We start from the raw sequence: 24,641 nt of genomic DNA, 5'->3' as shown, positions 1-24,641 counted from the left end.
CGAGTGCAGCGACCAAAACAAGCCACTTAGGATCACGCTGATAGTCCGGGTACCAACCCGGATGCCCCTGCTTGTCTCATTTCTTCAAAATAAGAGCCGCGACCTTGTAAGTCGCTGCTCAGGTTAAAACTACGGCGCCGGTTGAAGCCTGCGCCGCAGCATCTACGGGCACAACGGTCCTGCTTTGCTACAACGTCGCTTACACGCCGCTTTGCAGCAGCATGTTACGGATGTGACCAATGGCCTTAGTCGGGTTCAGGCCTTTGGGACATACGTTGACGCAGTTCATGATCCCGCGGCAGCGGAATACGCTGAACGGGTCATCCAGTGAAGCCAGACGCTCGGAGGTCTTGGTATCACGGCTGTCTGCCAGGAAGCGATAAGCTTGCAGCAGAGCGGCTGGACCCAGGAATTTGTCCGGGTTCCACCAGAAGGACGGGCACGAAGTCGAGCAGCAAGCGCACAGGATGCACTCGTACAGACCGTCGAGCTTTTCACGTTCTTCCGGGGACTGCAGACGCTCGATGGCCGGAGCCGGCGTGTCGTTCTGCAGGAACGGCTTAACTTTCTCGTATTGCTTGTAGAAGATGCTCATATCAACGACCAGGTCACGGATAACCGGCAAACCTGGCAGAGGACGAACGATCAGCTTGTTGCCTTTCACCACGGCGGACAGTGGCGTGATGCACGCCAGGCCATTCTTGCCGTTGATGTTCATGCCATCGGAGCCACAAACGCCCTCGCGGCAAGAGCGACGATAGGAGAAACCTTCGTCCTGCTCTTTGATCAGTGCCAATACATCCAGCACCATCAGGTCTTTACCACCGGTATCGACCTGGAACTCCTGCATGAACGGCGCAGCGTCCTGATCAGGGTTGTAGCGATAAACACTGACTTTCAACATGGCAGCCACCCTTAGTAAGTCCGAATCTTCGGTTCAAACGTCGGAACCGTCTTCGGCGAGAAGTTCACGGCACGCTTGGTTACGCGCTTGTCACCCGGGAAGTACAGGGTGTGGCACAACCAGTTTTCGTCGTCGCGATCTTCAAAGTCTTCACGGGCGTGGGCACCACGGGATTCTTTACGAACCTCGGCGGCGATCGCAGTCGCTTCAGCCACTTCCAGCAGGTTTTGCAGCTCAAGGGCTTCGATACGGGCAGTGTTGAACGCCTTGCTCTTATCGTTGATCTTGACGTTGGCGATGCGCTTGCGCAGGTCTGCCAGCTGAGCAATACCCTTCTGCATGTATTCGCCGGTACGGAATACACCGAAGTAGTTCTGCATGCAGCTTTGCAGCTCGCGACGCAGGGTAGCCACGTCTTCGCCATCGGTACGCTCGTTCAGAGCGTTCAGGCGCGCCATGGCCCGGTTGATGTCGGCTTCGGTCGCGTCGTCGTAATGGATACCGTCGGTCAGCGCCTTTTCCAGGTGCAGGCCGGCAGCGCGGCCGAATACCACCAGGTCGAGCAGCGAGTTGCCACCCAGACGGTTGGCGCCATGTACCGATACGCAAGCCACTTCGCCTACGGCGAACAGACCGTGGATGATCTCGTCCTGGCCGTCGGCATTCTGGGTGATCGCCTGGCCGTGAATGTTGGTCGGCACGCCGCCCATCATATAGTGGCAAGTCGGAACAACCGGAACCGGGGCAACTACCGGGTCAACGTGGGCGAAAGTCTTGGACAGTTCGCAGATACCTGGCAGGCGGCTGTGCAGTACTTCTTCACCCAGGTGATCGAGTTTCAGCAGTACGTGGTCGCCATTCGGGCCACAGCCGTTACCGGCGATGATTTCCTTGACCATCGAACGGGCCACGACGTCACGACCGGCAAGGTCTTTGGCGTTCGGAGCGTAACGCTCCATGAAACGCTCGCCATGCTTGTTGATCAAGTAACCACCTTCACCACGGCAACCTTCGGTCACCAGTACACCGGCGCCGGCAATACCGGTCGGGTGGAACTGCCACATTTCGATATCTTGTACCGGCACGCCAGCACGCAGAGCCATGCCGACGCCGTCACCGGTGTTGATCAGGGCGTTGGTGGTCGAAGCGTAGATACGGCCTGCGCCCCCTGTCGCCAGAACGGTAGCGTTGGCGCGGATGTAGGTGGTTTCACCGGTTTCGATGCAGATGGCGATCACGCCGACGAATGCACCGTCGGCGTTCTTCACCAGATCCACCGCGTAGTACTCGTTCAGGAACGTGGTACCGGCTTTCAGGTTGCCCTGATAAAGGGTGTGCAGCAGCGCGTGACCGGTACGGTCGGAAGCGGCACAGGTACGGGCAGCCTGCCCGCCCTTGCCGTAATCCTTCGACTGACCGCCGAATGGACGCTGGTAGATACGGCCTTGCTCGGTACGGGAAAACGGCAGACCCATGTGGTCCAGCTCGAACACCGCGGCCGGGCCTTCCTGACACATGTATTCGATAGCGTCCTGGTCACCGATGTAGTCGGAACCCTTGACGGTATCGTACATGTGCCAGCGCCAGTCATCGTTCGGGTCGGCGGAGGCGATGGCGCAAGTGATGCCACCCTGGGCCGATACGGTGTGGGAACGGGTCGGGAACACCTTGGTGATCACGGCAGTCTTGTGACCGCCCTGGGCCAGTTGCAGCGCTGCGCGCATGCCCGCACCGCCGCCACCAATAATGATGGCGTCGAAGGAAATAGTTGGAATGTTAGCCATGAATCAGATACCCCAAAGAATCTGCACACCCCAGACGAAGTAAGCGAACATCGCGACGCCGCATACTGCCTGGAAGAGGAAACGTACTGCGGTCGCGGACTTGCCCAGCGCCATCGGCGTCAGGTAGTCGGTCGCGATGGTCCACATGCCGACCCAGGCGTGAGCGCCCAGGGCTACAAGGGCCAGCAGACTGAAGATTCGCATCGCATTATGGGAAAACAGGCCGTGCCATTGCTCATAGCCGATGCCCGGATTTGCGACGAGGTATCCGATCAGGAAAATGAAATAAGCCGCGAGAACGACCGCAGACACACGCTGTGCCATCCAGTCATAGAGGCCCGAACGCGAAAGGTTCGTAACGCTGGTTACCATATCCAAACTCCTGCCAGAACGATCAGCACCACGGAAATGGCGATGATGATTTTCGAGCCCAGGCGGCCGCCTTCCAGCGTCTCACCGATACCCGCATCCATGATCAAGTGGCGCACACCGGCTACCAGGTGATAAAGCAGAGCGGACAGGAGGCCCCATGCTACGAACTTGGCCAGCGGGCTGGTCAAGCATGCCTTCACCTCGGCGTATCCTTCCTCGGAACCCAGGGATTTGCTCAATGCATAAAGCATGATGCCCAAGCCCAGGAACAGGATGATGCCGGAAACACGGTGCAGGAACGACGTAACGCCGGTGATGGGGAGTTTGATGGTCCTTAGGTCTAGGTTTACAGGTCGTTGGCTATTCACGGCTTTTTTTCACACTGAAGAGCCCCTAACAATCAGGGCAAAGTTGTTGGGGAGTGCACTGGTCAGGTAACCACCACCCAGGGATGCGACCCCCATCAAATCAGGCCCAAAAGCCCCTGGCGGTCGGAGGCCGAGTATAGACAGTTAGGTTACTAATGACAACGCGCACTCCTCACCCGAATAGCGCATTGCTTTAACCGGATAAAAGGCGTAAATGGCAGGCAATTTCGACGAAAAAGTATGGTTAAAGCCTTCTGGAGCAAGACTTTAGGCAAATTGACATCTGAATTTATCTCACTATAGTGGTGCGGGCCCTGCGTGGGGGGTCTGTCTGATGATTTGAAGCATAAATAGGAGGCCACATGGCTGACAAAAAAGCGCAGTTGATCATCGAGGGCGCAGCCCCCGTCGAGCTGCCCATTTTAACCGGCACCGTTGGTCCCGATGTAATCGACGTACGGGGCCTGACGGCCACGGGCCGTTTCACATTCGACCCAGGCTTCATGTCGACCGCCTCTTGCGAGTCGAAGATCACCTATATCGATGGGGATAATGGCATCCTGCTGCATCGGGGCTACCCGATCGAGCAACTGGCTGAGAAGTCGGACTACCTGGAAACCTGCTATTTGCTGCTAAATGGCGAATTGCCAACCGCCGAGCAGAAAGCCAAGTTTGTCAGTAACGTCAAGAACCACACCATGGTTCACGAGCAGTTGAAGACCTTCTTCAACGGTTTCCGTCGCGATGCCCACCCGATGGCGGTCATGTGTGGCGTGGTCGGCGCCCTGTCGGCCTTCTATCACGACTCCCTGGACATCAATAACCCGCAGCATCGCGAAATCTCCGCGATCCGCCTGGTTGCCAAGATGCCGACCCTGGCCGCGATGGTTTACAAGTACTCCATGGGCCAACCCATGATGTACCCGCGCAACGACCTGTCGTACGCGGAAAACTTCCTGCACATGATGTTCAACACCCCGTGCGAGATCAAACCGATCAGCCCGGTACTGGCCAAGGCGATGGACCGGATCTTCATCCTCCACGCCGACCACGAGCAAAACGCCTCCACTTCTACCGTACGCCTGGCCGGCTCTTCGGGTGCCAACCCGTTCGCCTGTATCGCCGCCGGTATCGCCGCATTGTGGGGCCCTGCCCACGGCGGTGCGAACGAAGCCGTATTGACCATGCTCGATGAAATCGGCGATGTCTCCAACATCGACAAGTTCATCGCCAAGGCCAAGGACAAGAACGATCCGTTCAAGTTGATGGGCTTCGGTCACCGCGTCTACAAGAATCGCGACCCGCGTGCCACCGTGATGAAGCAGACCTGCGACGAAGTGTTGAAGGAACTGGGCATCAAGAACGACCCGCAACTCGAACTGGCCATGCGCCTGGAAGAGATCGCCCTGACCGACCCGTACTTCATCGAACGCTCGCTGTACCCGAACGTCGACTTCTACTCGGGGATCATCCTCAAGGCGATCGGCATTCCAACCAGCATGTTCACCGTGATCTTCGCTCTGGCGCGGACCGTGGGCTGGATCTCCCACTGGAAAGAAATGCTCTCCAGCCCGTACAAGATTGGCCGCCCGCGCCAGCTGTACACCGGTTACGAGTCGCGTGACATTACCAAGCTGGAAGATCGCAAATAAGCACCGACTGCTTGTTGCAATGAAAACGGCCTCCCTTTGTGGAGGCCGTTTTTGTTTGTGTCGGCCGGCCTGATCATTCCCACGCTCCGCGTGGGAATGCATACCGGGGCGCTCTGCGTCCCACGGCGTGACGCGGAGCGTCACAAGAGGCATTCCCACGCAGAGCGTGGGAACGATCAAACCACTCGCGTGACATTACGAAGCTGGAAAATCGCAACCAAGGAATGCATACCGGGGCGCTCTGCGTCCCACGGCGTGACGCAGAGCATCACAAGAGACATTCCCACGCGGAGCGCGGGAACGATCAAACCAGTCGCGTGGCATTCCGAAGCTGGAAAATCGCAACCAAGCCGATCGTTCCCACGCTCCGCGTGGGAATGCATACCGGGGCGCTCTGCGTCCCAAGGCGTGACGCGGAGCGTCACAAGAGGCATTCCCACGCGGAGCGTGGGAACGATCAAACGCCAGGCAAAAAAATGCCCCGGCCTTTCGACCGGGGCTTTCTTATCCAGCGCCAACCTTAGTGATTGACCGCCCCGCTCGCCCCCAGGCCAGTCTGCGAACGCACAAACTGCGGGAAGAACAGCGCACGCTCCTTCTCTGCCGCCGCCGACTTGTCGGTGATGGAGAAGAACCAGATGCCGATGAACGCAATGATCATCGAGAACAGCGCCGGGTATTCATACGGGAAGATGGCTTTTTCATGGTGCAGGATCGAGACCCAGATGGTCGGGCCGAGAATCATCAGGCCGACAGCACTGACCAGCCCCAGCCAGCCGCCGATCATCGCGCCACGGGTCGTGAGCTTTTTCCAGTACATGGAAAGCAGCAGTACCGGGAAGTTACAGCTGGCAGCAATCGAGAACGCCAGGCCGACCATGAACGCGATGTTCTGGCTTTCGAACAGAATACCCAGGCCGATCGCCAAGACACCCAAGGCCACGGTGGTGATCTTCGACACGCGAATCTCATCTTTCTCGTTGGCCTTGCCCTTCCTGATCACGCTGGCATACAGGTCGTGGGACACCGCCGACGCACCGGCCAGGGTCAGGCCGGCAACCACCGCCAGGATGGTGGCGAAAGCCACGGCCGAGATGAAGCCCAGGAAGATACTGCCACCCACCGCATTGGCCAGGTGCACCGCCGCCATGTTATTGCCACCCAACAAGGCGCCTGCCGCATCCTTGAACGCCGGGTTGGTGCTGACCAGCAGGATCGCGCCGAAGCCGATGATAAAGGTCAGGATATAGAAGTAGCCGATGAAGCCCGTGGCATACAGCACGCTCTTACGCGCTTCCTTCGCGTCGCTGACGGTGAAGAAGCGCATCAGGATATGCGGCAGGCCGGCGGTCCCGAACATCAGGGCCAGGCCAAGGGAGAAGGCGGAGATCGGGTCTTTGACCAGGCCGCCGGGGCTCATGATCGCTTCACCTTTAGGGTGAACCTTGATCGCCTCGGAGAACAATGTATTGAAGTCGAAGTTGACGTGCTTCATCACCATCAGCGCCATGAACGAGGCACCGGACAGCAACAGCACCGCCTTGATGATCTGCACCCAAGTGGTCGCCAGCATGCCGCCGAACAGCACATACAGGCACATCAGGATCCCCACCAGGATCACCGCAACGTGGTAATCCAGGCCGAACAGCAACTGGATCAACTTGCCCGCGCCCACCATCTGCGCGATCAGGTAGAACGCGACCACCACCAGCGAGCCGCAGGCCGACAGGCTGCGGATCTGGGTTTGGCCCAGGCGATAAGACGCCACGTCGGCAAAGGTGTACTTGCCCAGGTTACGCAAGCGCTCGGCGATCAGGAACAGGATGATCGGCCAGCCCACGAGGAAGCCGATCGAGTAGATCAACCCGTCATAACCCGAGGCGTAGACCAGTGCGGAAATGCCCAGGAAGGACGCTGCCGACATGTAGTCACCGGCAATCGCCAGGCCATTCTGAAACCCGGTGATCTTGCCGCCGGCCGCATAGTAGTCGGCCGCCGACTTGTTGCGCTTGGACGCCCAGTAAGTGATGCACAGGGTCGCGCCGACAAAGGCGATAAACATCACGATCGCCGAGATGTTCAGCGGTTGTTTGTGCACTTCGCCGGTCAATGCATCCGCAGCCCAAACAGCTGGAGCCAACAGCGAAGCGCCGAATACTGCCAATAGACGCCGGATCATTGCGCAGCCTCCTTGAGAATCGCATTGTTCAGGTCGTCAAATTCGCCATTGGCCCGGCGCACATAAATGCCGGTCAGGATGAAAGCGGACACAATCAATCCGACGCCCAAGGGAATGCCCCACGTAATCGAGGAGCCAGGACTGATCTTGGCGCCCAGCACTTGCGGTCCATAGGCAATCAACAGGATGAAAGCGGAGTAAAGCCCAAGCATGATCGCCGAGAGAATCCAGGCGAATCTTTCCCTTTTTCTCACCAGCTCCTTGAAACGCGGGCTGTTTTGAATCGAGAGGTAAATGCTGTCGTTCATTGTTTTTATCCTCGCAGCACAGCTTTTTATTATTGGAACGTATCCACTGTATGCGGCTCTGGAACAGGTTCCAGACGACCTTAGTATTAGAGGGAGTGTAGCGAGGGTTTTCGAGGATGCAGGAGGATTTGCAGAGGGGGGATACCCCTGTGGGAAAGGGCAAGCCCCCTCCCACAAGGTTAAATCAGAGAATATTACTTAGCGGTCCACTCAGCGACGCGCTCAGGGTGCTTGGCCACCCAATCCTTGGCCGCGGCATCAGGCTTGGCACCCTCCTGGATCGCCAGCATGACTTCGCCGATTTCGTCCTTGGAGGCCCACTGGAATTTCTTCAGGAAGGCCGCGACTTCCGGCGCTTTCTTCTCCAGGCCCTTGCTGCCGATGCTGTTGACGGTTTCAGCAGCGCCATAAACGCCCTTTGGATCGTCCAGGAAGCGCAGTTTCCATTTGGCGAACATCCAGTGCGGCACCCAACCGGTGACGGCAATGGATTCCTGCTTATCTTCGGCACGGGTCAGTTCGGCGATCATCGCCGCGCCCGAGCTGGCTTGCAGCTTATAGTCCAGACCGTATTGCTTGATGGCTTCGTCGGTCTTGAGCATCACGCCTGAACCGGCATCGATGCCGACGATCTTGTTCTTGAAGGTCGTATCAGTCTTGAGGTCTTCGATGGATTTGGCCTTGACGTACTCCGGCACGATCAGGCCGATCTTCGCATCCTTGAAGTTGGGGCCGTAGTCGACCACCTTGTCTTTGTTCTTGGCCCAGTACTCACCGTGGGTCACAGGCAACCACGCAGAGAGCATGGCGTCGAGCTTGCCGGTGGCGACGCCCTGCCACATGATCCCGGTGGCGACGGCTTGCAGTTTCACGTCGTAACCGAGTTTTTCCTTGATCACCTCTGCCGCCACATGGGTAGTGGCAACGCTGTCGGACCAACCGTCCACATAGCCGATGCTCAGGGTTTTGCTGTCGGCGCTGGCCAGTGTGGAGCTCATCGCAACTACCAGAGTGGCAGCTGCGCCCAAGAGTCGTCGCATCTTCATAATACTTCCCCGAAAGTGCTGCGCCCGACGGATGCCGGGCGACATCAACCTGTGTTGTTTTAGGGTGCGCCGCGCGCCCTTCACGCGCATCGATCCGGATGTTGCGGCATCAGTGGAGTGCTGACCTTGCGATAATCAACCTGCCGGGGTGTTTGACCTGCTCTGTCAGCGACCTTGTACGAGCAAGAAACGACATCACATAGCCAGTAGGACGCTTTGTCTTACCTGGCGTCAAAATCCCGCCCGAACTTTGCATGTCAAAATCATGCAGCCCACTGAAACGGGCTAAATCGGGGTAAGATGCGCGCCTTTGCTCCCCAGATAAGCTGACCATGCCCGCGACTGCCCGCTTTCCTGCCCTGCCCTACTTTTTCGCTTTGTTCCTCGGCTTGCTTGCCATCGTCGGCTATTGGTACGGCATCGGCCGGCCCGTGGTGCTGCCGGACGTCGCCAGCGCCACACACAAGATGCAGTGCGCGTCCTACACGCCCTTCGATAAAGACCAATCGCCCTTTGACCAGCCATTCAAGCTGCGCCCCGAGCGCATGGATGCCGACCTTGCGCTGCTGGCCACGCGCTTTGAATGCATCCGCACCTACTCGATGACCGGCCTGGAAGCGTTGCCGGACATGGCGCGCAAACACGGGCTGAAGTTGATGGCCGGCGCCTGGGTCAGCAGTGACCCGATTGCGACTGAAAAAGAAGTCGACGAACTGATTGCAGCCGCCAACGCCAACCCCGACGTGATCACCTCGGTGATCGTCGGCAACGAGGCCCTGTTGCGCAAGGAAGTCACGGCCAGGCAACTGGTCACGCTGATCCATAAAGTCAAAAGCCAGATCAAGCAGCCGGTCACCTATGCCGACGTCTGGGAATTCTGGCTGAAACACCCGGAAATCGGCCCGGCAGTGGACTTCCTGACCATTCACCTGCTGCCGTACTGGGAAGATGATCCTTCCGGCATCGACCAGGCTCTCAAGCATGTCGGTGATGTACGCCAGACCTTCGGCAACAAGTTCGCCCCTAAAGATGTACTGATCGGCGAAACCGGCTGGCCCAGCGAAGGCCGCCAGCGCGAAACGGCTGTGCCGAGCCGGGTCAACGAAGCCAGGTTCATGCGCGGTTTCGTGGCCATGGCCGAAGCCAATGGCTGGCGCTACAACTTGATCGAAGCCTTCGACCAGCCGTGGAAACGCGCCAGTGAAGGCGCCGTCGGGGGCTACTGGGGCTTGTTCGATGCCGATCGCCAGGACAAAGGCATCCTCGCCGGCCCGGTGAGCAATGTGCCGTACTGGCCGCTGTGGCTCGGCGTAGGTGGCCTCATCCTGCTGGGCAGCCTGACGCTGGGCGGGCGCGTTCGCAGCCCTCGCAGCGCCCTGGTGCTGCCATTGCTCGGTGCCGTCGCAGCCTGCTCCATCGGCACCTGGGCGGAACTGACCCGCGTGACCGCACGCTTCAATGATGAATGGGTATGGGCAGGCTTGCTCGTGGTGTTGAACCTGCTGGTACTGGCCCACGCCGCCCTCGCCCTCAGCACCCGTCAGGGCTGGCGCGGGCGAGCCTTCAACTGGCTTGAGCAGCGTGCCGGCTGGCTGATCGCAATCGCCGGGTTTGCAGGGGCGGTGATGATGCTGGCGCTGGTGTTCGACCCGCGTTATCGCAGCTTTCCGAGTGCGGCGCTGGTGCTGCCGGCCCTGGTGTATCTGGTACGCCCGGTGACCGGGCCACGCCGGGAGATTGCCCTGCTGGCCTTCATCATCGGAGCCGGCATTGCGCCGCAGCTGTACCGCGAAGGGGTGTTGAACCAGCAGGCTTGGGGTTGGGCGGTGGTCAGCGTGCTGATGGTTGCAGCTTTGTGGCGTTGCTTGCGGGTGCGCAAGGTCTGAAACTGCTATCGGGAGCAAGCCCCCTCTCACAGTGGACTTCATTGCCTCAGGCAAATGCTTTCAACTGTGGGAGGGGGCTTGCTCCCGATGAGGCCCTATCAGACGCCGCGCGGCTTGCGGACCAACCGCAGCCCGGCAATCACCACCGCAAATACCGCAAACGTCGTGTTGTACAACGCCAACGCCGGCAACCCGAACACCATCCCCAGCACAGCCAGCCCCCACCCCGCGCGGCCCGGCACAAAGAACGCCAGCACCGACGCCACCAACGCCGCCCAACCCAGCACCTTGAAGTGAATCATCAACCCCAGGTTGGAGCGCAGCTGGCATTCCCAGCGGCTGGCTTCATCGACGCAAATACCCACCCACCGGCCATCCTCCATGAAACCGTAGCGAGCGCCATAACTGGCGGCCAACCATAACGGCAGGGCAATAAGCAGCAGGATCAGCGGCAAACGACGAGACATGGGGCACTCCGATAGACAAAAACGGCGCCCAGCTTAATGCTCCGACGCCCATTGGCAAGGTACAAACATACAATTAGTGTTCAGCAGGGCCTGGCAAAGTGTATCGTCTGGCTGCTACACCCCCGATTCCTACGTTATTTTCCGATATTTCGTGCCGTGTGATGGCACTTCGGCGACAGGGCGGTGGTCATAGCCTGCGATCTTCATTCAGCACGTTTCCTCTTAGGGATTAAGTCATGCTCCGTTCCTTGCGCTGTGCGGCCCTGTTGGGCAGCCTATTTTTGAGTGCGTCAGCACTGGCGGTCGATATCGACCAAGCCACCTATGGCTACCCTTTGACCAACCCGTTTGAAGCGACCATCGCGACGACACCGCCCGACCTGCGGCCAAAGCTGCCGAGCAACGATGAGATCAACCAGTCCGACTACAGCCTGACCATGCGCCCGGAGCGTGAGTTCAGCCTCCCGGACAACTTCTGGGCCGTCAAGAAGCTCACCTACCGTATCGCCAAGCAAGACCGCGCCGCGCCGCTGATCTTCCTGATTGCCGGCACCGGCGCACGGTATGACAGCAGCCTCAACGAATACCTGAAAAAGCTCTACTACCAGGCCGGCTACCACGTGGTGCAGCTCTCCTCGCCCACCAGCTTCGACTTCATCGCGGCCGCCTCGCGCTTCGCCACCCCGGGCATCACCCAGGAAGACGCCGAAGACATGTACCGGGTGATGCAAGCGGTGCGCGCGCAGAATGCGTCGCTGCCCGTCACTGACTACTACCTGTCCGGCTACAGCCTGGGCGCGCTGGACGCGGCATTCGTCAGCAAACTCGACGAAACCCGGCGCAGCTTCAACTTCAAGAAAGTGCTGTTGCTCAACCCGCCGGTCAACCTCTACACCTCGATCACCAACCTCGACAAACTGGTACAGACCGAGGTCAAGGGCATCAACAACACCACCACCTTCTATGAGCTGGTACTGGGCAAGCTGACCCGCTACTTCCAGCAGAAGGGCTACATCGACCTCAACGACGCCCTGCTCTATGACTTCCAGCAATCCAAGCAACACCTGACCAACGAACAGATGGCCATGCTGATCGGCACCTCGTTCCGTTTCTCGGCGGCCGACATTGCGTTCACTTCGGACCTGATCAACCGCCGCGGCCTGATCACCCCGCCGAAATACCCCATCAGCGAAGGCACCAGCCTCACGCCCTTCCTCAGGCGTGCGCTGCAATGCGACTTCGATTGCTACCTGACCCAGCAGGTCATTCCGATGTGGCGCGCGCGCACCGACGGCGGCAGCCTGTTGCAACTGGTCGACCAGGTCAGCCTTTACGCCCTCAAGGACTACCTGCACAGCAGCCCGAAAATCGCGGTCATGCACAACGCCGACGACGTGATCCTCGGCCCTGGCGACCTCGGTTTCCTGCGTCAAACCTTCGGCGATCGCTTGACCGTCTACCCGTTGGGCGGCCACTGCGGCAACCTCAATTACCGCGTCAACGCCGACGCCATGCTGGAGTTCTTCCGTGGCTAAATATCTTTTGCTGCTCGCCGCCTTGATGTGCGCGGGCGTGGCCAACGCCGACAACAGCAAGGCCCACGAGCCGATCAAGGTTGACTCCGATGGCTTCAAGGAGCCGCTGTCCAAGCTCAAGTTCAACCCCGGCCTGGACCAGCGTGAGTTCGAACGCTCCTCGCTGACCGCGCTCAACGTCTACGACCCGCTGGAGTCGTGGAACCGCCGCGTCTACCACTTCAACTACCGGTTTGACCAATGGGTGTTCCTGCCTGTGGTCGACGGTTATACCTACATCACCCCACGCTTCCTGCGTACCGGCGTGAGCAACTTCTTCAACAACCTGGGCGACGTGCCCAACCTGTTGAACAGCCTGCTGCAGCTCAAGGGCCACCGCTCCCTGGAAACCACCGGGCGCCTGCTGCTCAACACCACCATCGGCATCGCCGGCCTCTGGGACCCGGCCACCGCCATGGGCCTGCCACGCCAGAGCGAAGACTTCGGCCAGACCCTGGGCTTCTACGGCGTGCCCGGCGGCGCGTACCTGGTACTGCCGATCTTCGGCCCATCGAACCTGCGCGACACCACCGGCCTGATCGTCGACTACGGCGCCGAAACCGAGGTCAACTTCCTCAACGTGTCCAAGGTCAGCGAAAACCACCCGGAAATCTGGGCCCTGCGCGCAGTCGACAAGCGTTACCAGACCAGCTTCCGTTATGGGCAGATGAACTCGCCGTTCGAATACGAGAAGGTGCGGTACATCTATACCGAGTCGCGCAAGTTGCAGATTGCCGAGTAACCTCCCGAGGGGCCTGTCGACCGTGGCGGGCCCCTTTTGATCTCGCCGTAAAACAGCCACTCGTCGAATGCCGCCCGCATCGGCCAATCCCGCCTTCGCTTCGTAACACTTCAGCAGTTGCACAGCCGCTAGCAAAACTGCTGCAAAAGCCATCACTTAGCCATCCTCGGTTGCATCGGGTGATCGCCGTCAAAAAAAAACCTCGCGCACTCACTTCCAAACGCTATAACTACGCAGGCCAAACAAGCGAATTGGTTGGCCTCGCTCATTGCCATTACTTGTCGTTACTTCTATAAATTCCCTACCTCTTTTCCAGGGGGTAACAGCTTCGAATAATCGAGGCACTTCAACGCCACTCAGAAATAATAAGCACGTTTCATCCGTGGTGAACTTTCGCGGCCGTTACGGACAGCCATCCGTGAGGGCATCGGACTAAAACAGTTAATCGCAGATTTCATAAGGAAATGACGAAATGAAAACGCTTACTTCAATGCCTCCTTACGTCAAAGATGTCCGCTTATTCTCCGAACAGTTGAAAGAAGCCAACAGTTTTTTTGACGACCCGGCACTCAAAGACATTCAACTCAAGGACAACGACAATCCCTACGCTGATAAGGATGGGCTCATTGAATTTATCATCGGCAACGAACTGGTCAATGACCCGGAGGTGATGAAAAAAATCTCCGAGCTGAAAGAGTACCTGATCGGCATGACGTCCGTCGTTACCAACTATGTGCAGCGCAAGGCCGCCGCCGAAGGGGAGCAGTATAAAACCGATGTAAAACTGTGGAGCCTTGCGCTGTCAAAACTGCCGTTGATGGGTCCTAGTAAAATCGATGAGCAAACCTATTCGCGGCATATTCGCGGGGTCAGTATTGCCACTGACTTTGTGAACTTCATACTGGACATCGTCGCATCGCAAGGAAGCACCGCCCTGGACAGTTTTCAGAAGTTCCTGGCCAAACAAGGTGACGCCCTGCGCTTTGGTGTTGAAAAAAACAAGGACTTCTATAGAACCATTACGGTGGGTGTTTCCGTCGAAGTCTTCAAGATCGGCAACACCATCATGTACATTCCGAAAATCAAACAGTACCGCGTTAATTTCGACAGAAGCAACTCGAAGTTTTCGTCCGCGTGTGCCAGCGCCGAGTTCGTCGACATCAACTTTGCCTACCAATATGGTGCCAATGTCTTTGACTATGAAGCACTGAAGGATCCTGCCATCAAAAAAGACTTTGATGACTTCCTGCGCAAACAACGCAAATCACAAATTGAAGACGCTACTACGTTCTTCGACGATGATTTCCCTGTAAAAAAACCGACATCCGACCAGGTCAGCAAAGCCGGTTAGTTACTCCTGACGCGCCATGACACAGAAGCGACCAGTGAGGGGCCAGCCCTCATTGGTCGCTTTATCTGCTCGTTCAGTGTTACCACCCGCCTCCCGGCAGCCGAACGGTTGTGGGAACACTGAGCACCTTGCTTAAACTCGTGGAGCAACCACTCGACCACATCGCCCGTATACTGCAGCGCAGTCAGCGCAAACGCCCAGCTTGCAAGGGCGCGGCGAGTTTCTTGAGCCCTGCGCAAGGCCGGTGCTACCATGCCCGACCGCCTGTCTTGGCAAGGAATCAACTGGTTTATGAGCAGCATTCGCGAGCGCAACAAAGAAAAGATCCTGCGGGCGGCCAGCGAGGAGTTCGCCGACAAAGGCTTCGCCGCGACCAAAACCAGTGATATCGCCGCCAAGGCCGGGCTGCCCAAGCCCAACGTCTATTACTACTTCAAGTCCAAGGACAACCTCTACCGCGAGGTGCTCGAAAGCATCATCGAGCCGATCCTGGCCGCTTCCACGCCGTTCAACCCGCAGGGTGCCCCCAAGGAAGTGTTGAGCAATTACATCCGCTCGAAAATCCGCATCTCCCGCGACCTGCCCTTTGCCTCCAAAGTGTTCGCCAGCGAAATCATGCACGGCGCCCCGCACCTCAGTGCCGACCAGGTCGAGCAGCTTAATGCCCAGGCCAAACACAATATCGATTGCATCCAGAGCTGGGTGGAGCGCGGCCTGATCGCAGCCATCGACCCCCATCACCTGATGTTCAGCATCTGGGCGGCGACGCAGACCTATGCGGACTTCGACTGGCAGATCTCGGCAGTGACCGGCAAGGCCAAGCTGGATGAAGCGGATTATGAGGCAGCGGCGCAGACGATTATCCGGTTAGTGCTCAAGGGCTGTGAGCTGGACTGATACACCGAGTGGCCTGTGCCCATCGGGAGCAAGCCCCTTCCCACATTTAACTGTGGACACAGTCAAAATTGTGGGAGGGGGCTTGCTCCCGATGGGGCCATCAAGTCAGGCTGACACACCCGCATCCGCCCACAACCCCAGCCCCTCGATCGCCGTGATCGCACACTGCTCGTCAATATCCGACGTATCCCCACTGATCCCGATCGCCCCCAGCACCAGCCCTGCCTGATCCCGAATCAACACGCCACCCGGCGCGGGCACCACGCTGCCCTGCCCCAGGCTGTTCAATGCCGCAATAAACGCCGGGCGCTGCTGGGCGTCCAGTGCCAACAAGCGAGAACCCTTGCCCAGTGCAATCGCCCCCCAGGCCTTGCCGATGGCGATCTGCGGGCGCAGCAGGCTGGCGCCGTCTTCGCGCTGCAAGGTGATCAAGTGCCCGCCGCTGTCGAGCACCGCAATGGTCAGCGGAGCAGCCGAAATCGTGCGGCCTGCGGTAAGGGCCTGCCCGGCCAGTTGGGTGGCGAGTTTCAAGGTTAAAGCGCTCATGGTGCCGTCCTTCTTTTGTTATTGGAAATACGGTGGAGGTCTGCTTGATCAGATGCTCGATCAACCAAATAGAACACAATGAAATAAATTTTTGTATACAATATTTTCAGACAAAGTCTCCACATGTCGGAAAAACCCCTTCCGACGAGCGTAAAGGCTGGTTCATGAAATGCATTGACCTGCGCCTCTCGCCGTGAATACACTTTGACCACTCACCACTTGTATACAATTACAAAACGCAAGAGGCACCAAAACCATGAGCAAAATGAGAGCAATCGAAGCCGCCGTTCTGGTGATGCGTCGTGAAGGCGTCAACACCGCCTTTGGTATCCCGGGTGCTGCGATCAACCCGTTGTATTCGGCCTTGCAGAAGGTCGGTGGCATCGATCACGTCCTTGCTCGCCACGTTGAAGGTGCCTCGCACATGGCCGAGGGCTACACCCGCACCAAGGCCGGGAATATCGGCGTGTGCATCGGCACATCGGGGCCGGCGGGTACCGACATGGTCACCGGCCTGTACAGCGCCTCGGCCGACTCGATCCCCATTCTCTGCATCACCGGCCAGGCACCGCGGGCCCGCCTGCACAAGGAAGACTTCCAGGCCGTCGACATCACCAGCATCGTCAAGCCGGTGACCAAGTGGGCTACCACCGTGCTGGAGCCCGGCCAAGTGCCCTATGCGTTCCAGAAAGCCTTTTATGAAATGCGCTCCGGCCGCCCCGGCCCGGTGCTGATCGACCTGCCGTTCGACGTGCAGATGGCCGAGATCGAATTCGACATCGACGCCTACCAGCCATTGCCCCTGGCCAAACCCTTGGCCACCCGCGTGCAAGTGGAGAAAGCCCTGGCACTGCTGGACCAGGCCGAACGTCCACTGCTGGTCAGCGGCGGCGGCGTGATCAACGCCGACGCCAGCGAACTGCTGGTGGAGTTCGCCGAGCTGACCGGTATTCCGGTCATCCCTACCCTGATGGGCTGGGGCACGATTGCCGATGACCACCCCCTGATGGTCGGCATGGTCGGTCTGCAAACCTCGCACCGTTATGGCAACGCCACCCTGCTCAAGTCGGATGTGGTGTTGGGCATCGGCAACCGCTGGGCCAACCGTCATACCGGTTCGGTGGATGTCTATACCGAGGGCCGCCGGTTCATTCACGTCGACATCGAACCGACGCAGATCGGCCGCGTGTTCACCCCGGACCTGGGCATCGTCTCCGACGCGGGCAGCGCACTGACGATGTTCATTGAAGTGGCGCGCGAGTGGAAAGCCGCCGGCAAGCTCAAGGACCGCAGCGCCTGGTTGCATGACTGCCAGCAGCGCAAAGCCACCCTGCAGCGCAAGACCCACTTCGACAACGTGCCGGTCAAGCCGCAGCGGGTGTACGAAGAAATGAACCAGGTGTTCGGCAAAGACACCTGCTACGTCAGTACCATCGGCCTGTCGCAGATTGCCGGCGCGCAATTCCTGCACGTCTACAAACCCCGCCACTGGATCAACTGCGGCCAGGCCGGCCCCTTGGGCTGGACCATCCCGGCCGCGCTCGGCGTGGTCAAGGCGGACCCGAGCCGCAAGGTCGTGGCGCTGTCGGGCGACTATGACTTCCAGTTCATGATCGAAGAGTTGGCGGTGGGCGCGCAGTTCAAGCTGCCGTACATCCACGTGGTGGTGAACAACTCCTACCTCGGCTTGATCCGCCAGGCCCAGCGCGGTTTTGAAATGGACTACTGCGTGCAGTTGTCTTTCGACAACCTCAACGCGCCTGAACTCAATGGCTATGGCGTCGACCACGTGGCGGTCGCCGAGGGTCTGGGTTGCAAGGCACTGCGTGTGTTCGAACCCAGCCAGATTGCGCCGGCGTTGCGCCAGGCCGAGCAAATGATCGAAGAATTCAAGGTGCCGGTGATCGTTGAGATTATTCTGGAGCGGGTGACCAATATTTCCATGGGCACCGAGATCAACGCCGTCAACGAATTCGAAGATCTGGCCCTGGTCGGCAACGATGCGCCGACCGCCATTTCCCTGCTCGATTAAGGAGAACCTTATGCCGCGTTTTGCCGCCAACCTGTCCATGCTGTTTACCGAGCAGAACTTTCTTGCCCGCTTCAAAGCGGCCGCCGACGCCGGTTTCCAGGGGGTCGAGTATCTGTTTCCGTACGAGTTCAGCTCGGCCGAAATCAAGGCGCAACTCGACGCCCATGGCCTGACCCAAGTGCTGTTCAACCTGCCGGCCGGTGACTGGGCCAAGGGCGAGCGCGGCCTGGCCTGTCATCCGGACCGGGTCGAGGAATTCCGCGCTGGGGTCAAGCTGGCCATCGCCTATGCCCAGGTGCTGGGCAATACCCAAATCAACTGCCTGTCGGGCATCCGGCCTGCCGGGGTAGATGATCAAACCCTGGAAACCACCTTCGTCGCCAACCTCAAGTATGCCGCCGACAAGCTGCAAGCGGCGGGCATCAAGCTGGTGATGGAGATGATCAATACCCGCGACATCCCAGGCTTCTACCTGAACAACACCGCCCAGGCCCTGTCGATCCGCGAGCAAGTGGGCAGTGACAATCTGTTCCTGCAATACGACATCTACCACATGCAAATCATGGAGGGCGACCTGGCCCGAACCATGGCGGCGCATCTGCAAGCGATCAATCACATCCAGCTGGCGGATAACCCCGGGCGCAATGAGCCGGGCACGGGGGAGATCAACTACCGCTTCCTGTTCGAACACTTGGACCGCATCGGTTACACGGGCTGGGTCGGCTGCGAATACAAGCCGCTGACCACCACCGAAGCGGGTTTGGGTTGGTTGAAGACCCACAACGCCATCTAATAAAAAGAGGATTGCTTCATGGCTAAGATCGGATTTATCGGCACCGGCATCATGGGCCAACCCATGGCCGCCAACCTGCAGAAAGCAGGTCACCAACTGTTTCTTTCCGAACACCACGGCAAGGCCCCCGCCGAGTTGATCGCAGCCGGCGCCGTGGCGTTGGCCAACCCGCAGCAGGTTGCCCAGGAAGCCGAGTTCATCATCGTGATGGTGCCCGACACCCCGCAGGTCGATGACGTACTGTTTCGCAAAGACGGCGTCGCCGCAGGCTTGTCACCGAATAAAGTGGTGATCGACATGAGTTCGATCTCCCCTACCGCGACCAAAGCCTTCGCCGCGAAGATCAACGAGACTGGCGCGCAATACCTGGATGCGCCGGTGTCCGGGGGTGAAGTCGGCGCCAAGGCCGGCACCCTGAGCATCATGGTCGGCGGCGAGCCGCAGACGTTTGAACGCGCACTGCCGTTGTTCCAGAGCATGGGCAAGAACATCACCCTGGTGGGCGGCAATGGCGATGGCCAGACAGCCAAGGTCGCCAACCAGATCATCGTCGCGCTGAACATCCAGGCCGTGGCCGAAGCGCTGTTGTTCGCGTCGAAAAACGGCGCCGATCCGGCCAAGGTGCGTGAAGCGCTGATGGGCGGCTTTGCCTCGTCGAAGATCCTGGAAGTGCATGGCGAACGCATGATCAAGGGTACCTTCGATCCTGGTTTCCGTATCAACCTGCACCAGAAGGACCTGAACCTGGCCCTGGCGGGTGCCAAAGAGCTGGGGATCAACCTGCCGAACACCGCCGGCACCCAACAGGTATTCAGTACGTGCGCCGCAATCGGTGGCGGCAACTGGGACCATTCGGCGCTGATCAAGGGCCTGGAGCATATGGCGAATTTCTCGATTCGCGATCACTAAATCCTGACCTGGAATGCGATCGATTGTGGGAGGGGGCTTGCTCCCGATAGCGGTGGATCAGTCAGCAAAGCGGTGAATGACACACCGCTATCGGGAGCAAGCCCCCTCCCACAGATTGATCGCATTTCAAGCTTGAAATGGTTGCACCTCTAATAACAAAAATTCCCGGGAGCCCGCTTATGTCGGTCGATCCGCAACACCTGCTTCGCGAGCTGTTTGCCACAGCCATCGAGGCCGCCCACCCCCGGCAAGTCCTGGAACCTTATCTGCCCGCCGACCGCAGCGGCCGGGTGATCGTGATCGGCGCCGGCAAAGCCGCGGCGGCCATGGCCTTGGTCGTCGAGAACTGCTGGCAGGGCGAAGTCACCGGCCTTGTGGTCACCCGCTACGGCCACGGCGCGCCGTGCAAGAAAATCGAAGTGGTCGAAGCCGCCCACCCCGTGCCCGATGCAGCGGGCCTGGCCGTGGCACAGCGTGTGCTGGGGCTGATCAGCGACCTGGGCGAGGACGACCGGGTGATCTTCCTGCTCTCCGGCGGCGGCTCTGCCTTGCTCGCCCTGCCCGCCGAAGGCATCACCCTGGCCGACAAGCAAGCCATCAACAAAGCCCTGCTCAAATCCGGCGCCACCATTGGCGAGATGAATTGCGTACGCAAGCACCTTTCAGCCATCAAAGGCGGCCGATTGGCGAAAGCGGCCTGGCCCGCGACGGTCTACACCTATGCGATTTCCGATGTGCCCGGTGACCAGGCCACGGTGATCGCCTCCGGCCCCACGGTGGGTGACCCCAGCACGTCGCAACAGGCCCTGGCGGTCCTCAAGCGCTACGGCATCGACGCCCCCGCCTCGGTGCGCAACTGGTTGCAGGACCCGGCCTCGGAAACCGTCAAACCCGGCGACCCGGTACTCGCGCGCAGCCACTTCCAATTGATCGCACGCCCCCAGCAATCCCTCGAAGCCGTGGCGGTCAAAGTCCGCCAAGCGGGGTTCAGCCCGCTGATCCTCGGTGACCTGGAAGGCGAAGCCCGCGACGTGGCCAAGGTACACGCCGGTATCGCCCGGCAGATCGTGCAACATGGCCAGCCGTTGGCCGCGCCGTGCGTGATCCTCTCCGGCGGTGAAACCACCGTCACCGTGCGCGGCAATGGCCGTGGCGGACGCAATGCCGAGTTCCTGCTGAGCCTCACCGACAGCCTCAAGGGCCTGCCCGGCGTGTACGCCCTGGCCGGCGACACAGATGGCATCGACGGCTCGGAAGACAATGCCGGCGCAATCATGACCCCCACCAGCTACGCCCGCGCCGAAGCCCTGGGCCTGTCGGCCAGCGACGAGCTGGACAACAACAACGGCTACGGCTATTTCGCCGCGCTCGACGGTCTGCTCGTCACCGAGCCGACCCGTACCAACGTCAATGACTTGCGCGCCATCCTGATCCTTGAGACTGCCCACCATGACGCCTGACAAGAAGGTCAAAATCCTCGCCACCCTGGGGCCGGCCACCGACGGTATCGACGATATCCGCGAACTGGTGGAAGCCGGAGTGAACATCTTCCGCCTCAACTTCAGCCACGGTGAGCACGCCGATCATGCCCAGCGCTACCAGTGGATTCGCCAGGTGGAGCGCCAGTTGAATTACCCGCTGGGCATTCTCATGGACCTGCAGGGGCCAAAGTTGCGGGTCGGACGTTTTGCCGAGGGCAAGGTGCAACTGGTGCGCGGCCAGGCCCTGCGCCTGGACCTGGACCCGACGCCGGGCGACCAATGCCGGGTCAACCTGCCTCACCCGGAAATCATCGCAGCGCTGGAGCCGGGCATGGACCTGCTGCTGGACGACGGCAAGCTGCGCCTGCGGGTCATCACCAAGCACGCCGACGCCATCGACACGACCGTGCTCAATGGTGGTGAGTTGTCCGACCGCAAAGGTGTGAATGTCCCACAAGCCTTGCTGGAACTCAGCCCGCTGACCGCCAAGGACCGCCGCGACCTGAGCTTCGGCCTGGAGCTGGGCGTGGACTGGGTGGCGCTGTCCTTCGTGCAACGCCCGGAAGACATACGCGAAGCCCGCGAGCTGATCGGCGACAAGGCGTTCCTGATGGCCAAGATCGAAAAACCGTCGGCCGTGCAGCGCCTGGCGGAAATCGCCGAATTGAGCGACGCGATCATGGTGGCCAGGGGCGACCTGGGGGTGGAAGTGCCGGCCGAGAGCGTGCCGCACATTCAGAAAAACATCATCCGTACCTGTCGCCAGTTGGGTAAACCGGTGGTGGTAGCCACGCAGATGCTCGAATCCATGCGCTTTTCGCCTGCGCCGACGCGCGCCGAAGTCACCGACGTAGCCAATGCGGTGGCTGAAGGGGCGGATGCGGTGATGCTGTCGGCGGAAACCGCCTCGGGCGATTACCCACTGGAGGCCGTGCAGATGATGAGCAAGATCATCCGCCAGGTGGAAAACGGCCCGGACTACCAGACGCAACTGGACGTCAACCGACCCAAGGCGCAGGCCACGGTGTCCGACGCGATCAGCTGCGCCATCCGGCGCATCAGCAGCATCCTGCCGGTGGCGGTGCTGGTGAACTACAGCGAGTCGGGCAACTCCAGCCTGCGTGCGGCGCGGGAACGCCCGGTGGCGCCGATTCTCAACCTCACGCCGAACCTGTCCACGGCGCGGCGTTTGAGCGTGGCGTGGGGCGTGCATTCAGTGGTCAATGACCGGCTGCGGCAGGTGGATGAGGTGTGCTCCACGGCGCTGGAGATCGCCCAGGCCCAAGGAATGGCGCAGCGTGGGGATACGTTGGTCATTACAGCGGGGGTGCCGTTTGGGCAGTTGGGGTCGACCAATTCCTTGCGGATTGAGACGTTGATCTAGCGCCTGTCAGGGCCTCATCGGGAGCAAGCCCCCTCCCACAACTGAATGCGCTCACAAATTCTAAGCTGTGAACACCATCAAGTGTGGGAGGGTGGTGCGACGATTCGACTTGCTCCCGATTGGGGGCAACCCAATCCAACTGACTGACCACCATGCACAACCCAACCTGCCCCGACTGGGCCGAAGCCCTGCTCAACGGTTTCAGCCAGATCTTCCTGCAACGCCACCCGCTATGCGGCCTGCTGTGCCTGCTGGCCATCCTGATCGGCGCTCCGGCGCTGTTCGGCGGGGCACTGCTGGGCGGTGTGGCGGGATTGCTGACCGCCCAGCGCCGAGGGTATCCGAAGGCTGAGCGGCAGGCCGGCCTCTATAGCTATAACGGCGTGCTGCTGGGGTTGTTGATCAGCCAGCACTGCGCCTGGTCGGCGTTACTGCCGCCACTGATCCTGGCGAGCGGCGGCTTGAGTGCGATCCTCACACGGCAATGGCTGCAACATGCCACCCAAGCGCAAGCCTTGCCCGCCTACACCGCACCGTTTGTCGGCCTTGGCTGGTTGCTGCTGGGCACGGTGCCTGATAACCCCACTGCCCTGAGCGAACCCGATGCAGTGGCCTTGCTCACCGCCACCTTTACGGGGCTCGCGCAAGTCCTGTTGCTCGATCAACCGCTGGCCGGCGTATCGATTGCCCTGGGCCTGCTGCTGGCCAACCGCAGCGCCGCGTTATGGGCGCTGACCGGCGCCGGCAGCGGCGTGTGGGTCGGCTGGTTGCTGGATGACCCCACCGGCGCCCTGCTCGGCCTGCACAGCTACAACCCGGCACTCGCGGCCCTGGCGCTGAGCCAGGCCCATCGGCGCCCCTGGCTGCCGTTGCTCGGCATCCTGCTGGCGATTGCACTCACACCGGGTTTTGCCGCGCTGCACCTGCCGGCGCTGACCTCGCCGTTTATCCTCGCGTGCTGGCTGGTGCGCGCCAGTTGCCGGGTACTGCAGAAAACCCGCATGGACAGCCCCTTCGAATCCTCCTAGGCTGGCGCGATATTCGATTCAGGCGACTTCCATGGACAGCAACAACTGGCGTCAACGGCTGTATGTAATGGTGTTTCAGAGCGACACCGCGGCCGGGCGACGCTTCGACAGCACCCTGCTCTTGATCATCCTTGCCAGCCTGGTGATCGTGATCCTCGACAGTATCCAGGCGGTGCACGATAACTATGCCGACCTGCTGGCCTACATCGAATGGGGTTTCACCATCATCTTCGCCATCGAGTACGGGCTGCGCCTGTATTGCTCGCCCAAGCCGCTGCGCTATGCCTTCAGCTTCTACGGGTTGGTGGACTTGCTGGCCATCGTGCCGGGCATTCTGGCGCTGTACTACAGCGACGCCCAATACCTGCTGATCATCCGCATTATCCGCATGCTGCGTATCTTCCGGGTGCTCAAGCTGGGCCCCTACCTCAAGCAGGCCAACTACCTGATGTCGGCGCTGCGGGGCAGCAAGCAGAAAATCGTGGTGTTCCTGGTCAGCGTGTGCACCCTGGTCACGGTGTTCGGCACCCTGATGTACGTGATCGAAGGCCCGGAGCACGGGTTCACCAGTATTCCCAAGGGCATTTACTGGGCGATCGTGACCCTGACCACCGTCGGCTTTGGCGATATCGTGCCCAAGACCCCATTGGGCCAAGTGATTTCGTCGCTGGTGATGATCACCGGTTACTCGATCATCGCCGTGCCGACCGGGATCTTCACCGCGGAACTGGCCAACGCCATGCGTGGCGAGCAACTGCACACTGACTGCCCGGTGTGCAAGAAAAACAGCCACGAAGCCAATGCCGCATTTTGCTCCCGATGCGGTAATGCACTGTTTAAGAAAGTGGAATAAGCAAAGTTCGTTTTAATCTTTAAGCGACTATGCGCCCCCGGCTATAGTCGCTGGCAAATTGCCGCCCCCTCTTCTCCCGAACAAC

At 59.8% G+C, this 24,641-nt stretch carries 22 protein-coding genes; 13 read left to right on the top strand and 9 right to left on the bottom strand.

Translation table 11 applies throughout. The features are described from left to right. Positions 1 to 199: 199 nt before the first annotated feature. From DK870_RS13665 to sdhC, 4 genes are read right to left on the bottom strand one after another with little or no spacing between them, the layout of a single operon-like run. Entirely contained in the window at positions 200 to 904 is a 705-nt protein-coding gene (locus DK870_RS13665; protein ID WP_003172807.1) for a succinate dehydrogenase iron-sulfur subunit, read from the bottom strand. Positions 905 to 915: 11 nt separating this feature from the next. After that, entirely contained in the window at positions 916 to 2,688 is a 1,773-nt protein-coding gene (gene sdhA / locus DK870_RS13660) for a succinate dehydrogenase flavoprotein subunit (RefSeq protein WP_060754520.1), read from the bottom strand. A gap of 3 nt (positions 2,689 to 2,691) precedes the next feature. Continuing rightward, positions 2,692 to 3,060, bottom strand: a complete 369-nt coding sequence (gene sdhD / locus DK870_RS13655) for a succinate dehydrogenase, hydrophobic membrane anchor protein (RefSeq protein WP_003172805.1) — start codon at positions 3,058 to 3,060, stop codon at positions 2,692 to 2,694. Further along, positions 3,054 to 3,428, bottom strand: coding sequence for a succinate dehydrogenase, cytochrome b556 subunit (gene sdhC / locus DK870_RS13650; RefSeq protein ID WP_016979564.1), 375 nt, complete (start codon positions 3,426 to 3,428; stop codon positions 3,054 to 3,056). The genes sdhD and sdhC overlap by 7 nt, the downstream gene beginning before the upstream one ends. Before the next feature lie 362 nt (positions 3,429 to 3,790). Here sdhC and gltA point away from each other — a divergent pair, with 362 nt between their 5' ends. After that, positions 3,791 to 5,080 carry a citrate synthase gene (gene gltA / locus DK870_RS13645; RefSeq protein ID WP_060754521.1) on the top strand — a complete coding sequence of 430 codons (1,290 nt, stop codon included), beginning with the start codon at positions 3,791 to 3,793 and terminating at the stop codon, positions 5,078 to 5,080. A 520-nt stretch (positions 5,081 to 5,600) separates the two neighbouring features. Here gltA and DK870_RS13640 read toward each other — a convergent pair. The 3 genes from DK870_RS13640 to DK870_RS13630 all read right to left on the bottom strand — a co-directional run bounded on the left by DK870_RS13640 (position 5,601) and on the right by DK870_RS13630 (position 8,613). Then, positions 5,601 to 7,259: a cation acetate symporter gene (locus DK870_RS13640; protein ID WP_060754522.1), complete on the bottom strand. Its 1,659-nt coding sequence runs from the start codon at positions 7,257 to 7,259 to the stop codon at positions 5,601 to 5,603. Next, a complete protein-coding gene (locus DK870_RS13635; RefSeq protein ID WP_003190001.1) occupies positions 7,256 to 7,567 on the bottom strand; it encodes a DUF485 domain-containing protein in 312 nt (103 codons plus the stop codon). The genes DK870_RS13640 and DK870_RS13635 overlap by 4 nt, the downstream gene beginning before the upstream one ends. 194 nt (positions 7,568 to 7,761) lie before the next feature. After that, positions 7,762 to 8,613 carry a glycine betaine ABC transporter substrate-binding protein gene (locus DK870_RS13630; protein WP_060754523.1) on the bottom strand — a complete coding sequence of 284 codons (852 nt, stop codon included), beginning with the start codon at positions 8,611 to 8,613 and terminating at the stop codon, positions 7,762 to 7,764. A 332-nt stretch (positions 8,614 to 8,945) separates the two neighbouring features. Here DK870_RS13630 and DK870_RS13625 point away from each other — a divergent pair, with 332 nt between their 5' ends. Next, positions 8,946 to 10,499 carry a glycosyl hydrolase family 17 protein gene (locus DK870_RS13625; RefSeq protein WP_161548863.1) on the top strand — a complete coding sequence of 518 codons (1,554 nt, stop codon included), beginning with the start codon at positions 8,946 to 8,948 and terminating at the stop codon, positions 10,497 to 10,499. Positions 10,500 to 10,597: 98 nt separating this feature from the next. On the opposite strand, the gene DK870_RS13620 is transcribed toward DK870_RS13625, so the two are convergent. Next, complete coding sequence (locus DK870_RS13620; protein WP_090365963.1) at positions 10,598 to 10,966, bottom strand: hypothetical protein; 369 nt, start codon at positions 10,964 to 10,966, stop codon at positions 10,598 to 10,600. Positions 10,967 to 11,202: 236 nt separating this feature from the next. On the opposite strand from DK870_RS13620, the gene DK870_RS13615 reads away from it, so the two are divergent. The 4 genes from DK870_RS13615 (at position 11,203) to DK870_RS13600 (ending at position 15,530) form a co-directional block, all read left to right on the top strand. Beyond that, positions 11,203 to 12,501 carry a serine/threonine protein kinase gene (locus tag DK870_RS13615; protein WP_060754526.1) on the top strand — a complete coding sequence of 433 codons (1,299 nt, stop codon included), beginning with the start codon at positions 11,203 to 11,205 and terminating at the stop codon, positions 12,499 to 12,501. Next, positions 12,494 to 13,282, top strand: a complete 789-nt coding sequence (locus DK870_RS13610) for a VacJ family lipoprotein (protein ID WP_060754527.1) — start codon at positions 12,494 to 12,496, stop codon at positions 13,280 to 13,282. Before DK870_RS13615 ends, DK870_RS13610 begins: the two co-directional genes overlap by 8 nt. Before the next feature lie 472 nt (positions 13,283 to 13,754). Next, complete coding sequence (locus DK870_RS13605) at positions 13,755 to 14,633, top strand: hypothetical protein (protein WP_158510691.1); 879 nt, start codon at positions 13,755 to 13,757, stop codon at positions 14,631 to 14,633. Positions 14,634 to 14,924: 291 nt separating this feature from the next. Beyond that, positions 14,925 to 15,530: a TetR/AcrR family transcriptional regulator gene (locus tag DK870_RS13600; RefSeq protein ID WP_060754529.1), complete on the top strand. Its 606-nt coding sequence runs from the start codon at positions 14,925 to 14,927 to the stop codon at positions 15,528 to 15,530. 105 nt (positions 15,531 to 15,635) lie between these two features. On the opposite strand, the gene DK870_RS13595 is transcribed toward DK870_RS13600, so the two are convergent. Next, the gene (locus DK870_RS13595) at positions 15,636 to 16,076 is read right to left on the bottom strand and encodes a heme-binding protein (protein WP_060754530.1); all 441 of its coding nucleotides are present in this window, start codon (positions 16,074 to 16,076) and stop codon (positions 15,636 to 15,638) included. Positions 16,077 to 16,332: 256 nt separating this feature from the next. Here DK870_RS13595 and gcl point away from each other — a divergent pair, with 256 nt between their 5' ends. From gcl to DK870_RS13560, 7 genes are all read left to right on the top strand, one after another. After that, positions 16,333 to 18,108, top strand: a complete 1,776-nt coding sequence (gene gcl, locus DK870_RS13590) for a glyoxylate carboligase (RefSeq protein WP_090365967.1) — start codon at positions 16,333 to 16,335, stop codon at positions 18,106 to 18,108. 10 nt (positions 18,109 to 18,118) lie between these two features. Further along, on the top strand, positions 18,119 to 18,901 hold the full coding sequence (gene hyi / locus DK870_RS13585) for a hydroxypyruvate isomerase (RefSeq protein WP_161548862.1): 783 nt from the start codon (positions 18,119 to 18,121) through the stop codon (positions 18,899 to 18,901). Between the two features lie 18 nt (positions 18,902 to 18,919). Continuing rightward, the gene (locus DK870_RS13580; protein WP_161548861.1) at positions 18,920 to 19,810 is read left to right on the top strand and encodes a 2-hydroxy-3-oxopropionate reductase; all 891 of its coding nucleotides are present in this window, start codon (positions 18,920 to 18,922) and stop codon (positions 19,808 to 19,810) included. 179 nt (positions 19,811 to 19,989) lie between these two features. After that, complete coding sequence (locus DK870_RS13575; protein ID WP_161548860.1) at positions 19,990 to 21,270, top strand: glycerate kinase; 1,281 nt, start codon at positions 19,990 to 19,992, stop codon at positions 21,268 to 21,270. Then, the gene (pyk, locus tag DK870_RS13570; RefSeq protein WP_161548859.1) at positions 21,260 to 22,675 is read left to right on the top strand and encodes a pyruvate kinase; all 1,416 of its coding nucleotides are present in this window, start codon (positions 21,260 to 21,262) and stop codon (positions 22,673 to 22,675) included. Before DK870_RS13575 ends, pyk begins: the two co-directional genes overlap by 11 nt. Positions 22,676 to 22,827: 152 nt before the next feature. Continuing rightward, positions 22,828 to 23,703: an urea transporter gene (locus tag DK870_RS13565; RefSeq protein WP_161548858.1), complete on the top strand. Its 876-nt coding sequence runs from the start codon at positions 22,828 to 22,830 to the stop codon at positions 23,701 to 23,703. 31 nt (positions 23,704 to 23,734) lie between these two features. Continuing rightward, positions 23,735 to 24,556 carry an ion transporter gene (locus tag DK870_RS13560; RefSeq protein WP_060754537.1) on the top strand — a complete coding sequence of 274 codons (822 nt, stop codon included), beginning with the start codon at positions 23,735 to 23,737 and terminating at the stop codon, positions 24,554 to 24,556. Positions 24,557 to 24,641: the final 85 nt, after the last annotated feature.

The organism is Pseudomonas sp. Q1 (genome assembly GCF_009935975.1).
Lineage (GTDB): Bacteria > Pseudomonadota > Gammaproteobacteria > Pseudomonadales > Pseudomonadaceae > Aquipseudomonas > Aquipseudomonas palleroniana.
The sequence above is the reverse complement of the archived record's forward strand: the minus strand, read 5'-3'. Positions and strand labels throughout refer to the sequence as shown.

Bases quoted from the DNA above. Each gene is read 5' to 3' on its own strand.
- DK870_RS13665 (WP_003172807.1), bottom strand. From the start codon at position 904: ATGTTGAAAGTCAGTGTTTATCGCTACAACCCTGATCAGGACGCTGCG.
- sdhA (WP_060754520.1), bottom strand. From the start codon at position 2,688: ATGGCTAACATTCCAACTATTTCCTTCGACGCCATCATTATTGGTGGC.
- sdhD (WP_003172805.1), bottom strand. From the start codon at position 3,060: ATGGTAACCAGCGTTACGAACCTTTCGCGTTCGGGCCTCTATGACTGG.
- gltA (WP_060754521.1), top strand. From the start codon at position 3,791: ATGGCTGACAAAAAAGCGCAGTTGATCATCGAGGGCGCAGCCCCCGTC.
- DK870_RS13640 (WP_060754522.1), bottom strand. From the start codon at position 7,259: ATGATCCGGCGTCTATTGGCAGTATTCGGCGCTTCGCTGTTGGCTCCA.
- DK870_RS13635 (WP_003190001.1), bottom strand. From the start codon at position 7,567: ATGAACGACAGCATTTACCTCTCGATTCAAAACAGCCCGCGTTTCAAG.
- DK870_RS13630 (WP_060754523.1), bottom strand. From the start codon at position 8,613: ATGAAGATGCGACGACTCTTGGGCGCAGCTGCCACTCTGGTAGTTGCG.
- DK870_RS13625 (WP_161548863.1), top strand. From the start codon at position 8,946: ATGCCCGCGACTGCCCGCTTTCCTGCCCTGCCCTACTTTTTCGCTTTG.
- DK870_RS13620 (WP_090365963.1), bottom strand. From the start codon at position 10,966: ATGTCTCGTCGTTTGCCGCTGATCCTGCTGCTTATTGCCCTGCCGTTA.
- DK870_RS13615 (WP_060754526.1), top strand. From the start codon at position 11,203: ATGCTCCGTTCCTTGCGCTGTGCGGCCCTGTTGGGCAGCCTATTTTTG.
- DK870_RS13605 (WP_158510691.1), top strand. From the start codon at position 13,755: ATGAAAACGCTTACTTCAATGCCTCCTTACGTCAAAGATGTCCGCTTA.
- DK870_RS13600 (WP_060754529.1), top strand. From the start codon at position 14,925: ATGAGCAGCATTCGCGAGCGCAACAAAGAAAAGATCCTGCGGGCGGCC.
- DK870_RS13595 (WP_060754530.1), bottom strand. From the start codon at position 16,076: ATGAGCGCTTTAACCTTGAAACTCGCCACCCAACTGGCCGGGCAGGCC.
- gcl (WP_090365967.1), top strand. From the start codon at position 16,333: ATGAGCAAAATGAGAGCAATCGAAGCCGCCGTTCTGGTGATGCGTCGT.
- hyi (WP_161548862.1), top strand. From the start codon at position 18,119: ATGCCGCGTTTTGCCGCCAACCTGTCCATGCTGTTTACCGAGCAGAAC.
- DK870_RS13580 (WP_161548861.1), top strand. From the start codon at position 18,920: ATGGCTAAGATCGGATTTATCGGCACCGGCATCATGGGCCAACCCATG.
- DK870_RS13575 (WP_161548860.1), top strand. From the start codon at position 19,990: ATGTCGGTCGATCCGCAACACCTGCTTCGCGAGCTGTTTGCCACAGCC.
- pyk (WP_161548859.1), top strand. From the start codon at position 21,260: ATGACGCCTGACAAGAAGGTCAAAATCCTCGCCACCCTGGGGCCGGCC.
- DK870_RS13565 (WP_161548858.1), top strand. From the start codon at position 22,828: ATGCACAACCCAACCTGCCCCGACTGGGCCGAAGCCCTGCTCAACGGT.
- DK870_RS13560 (WP_060754537.1), top strand. From the start codon at position 23,735: ATGGACAGCAACAACTGGCGTCAACGGCTGTATGTAATGGTGTTTCAG.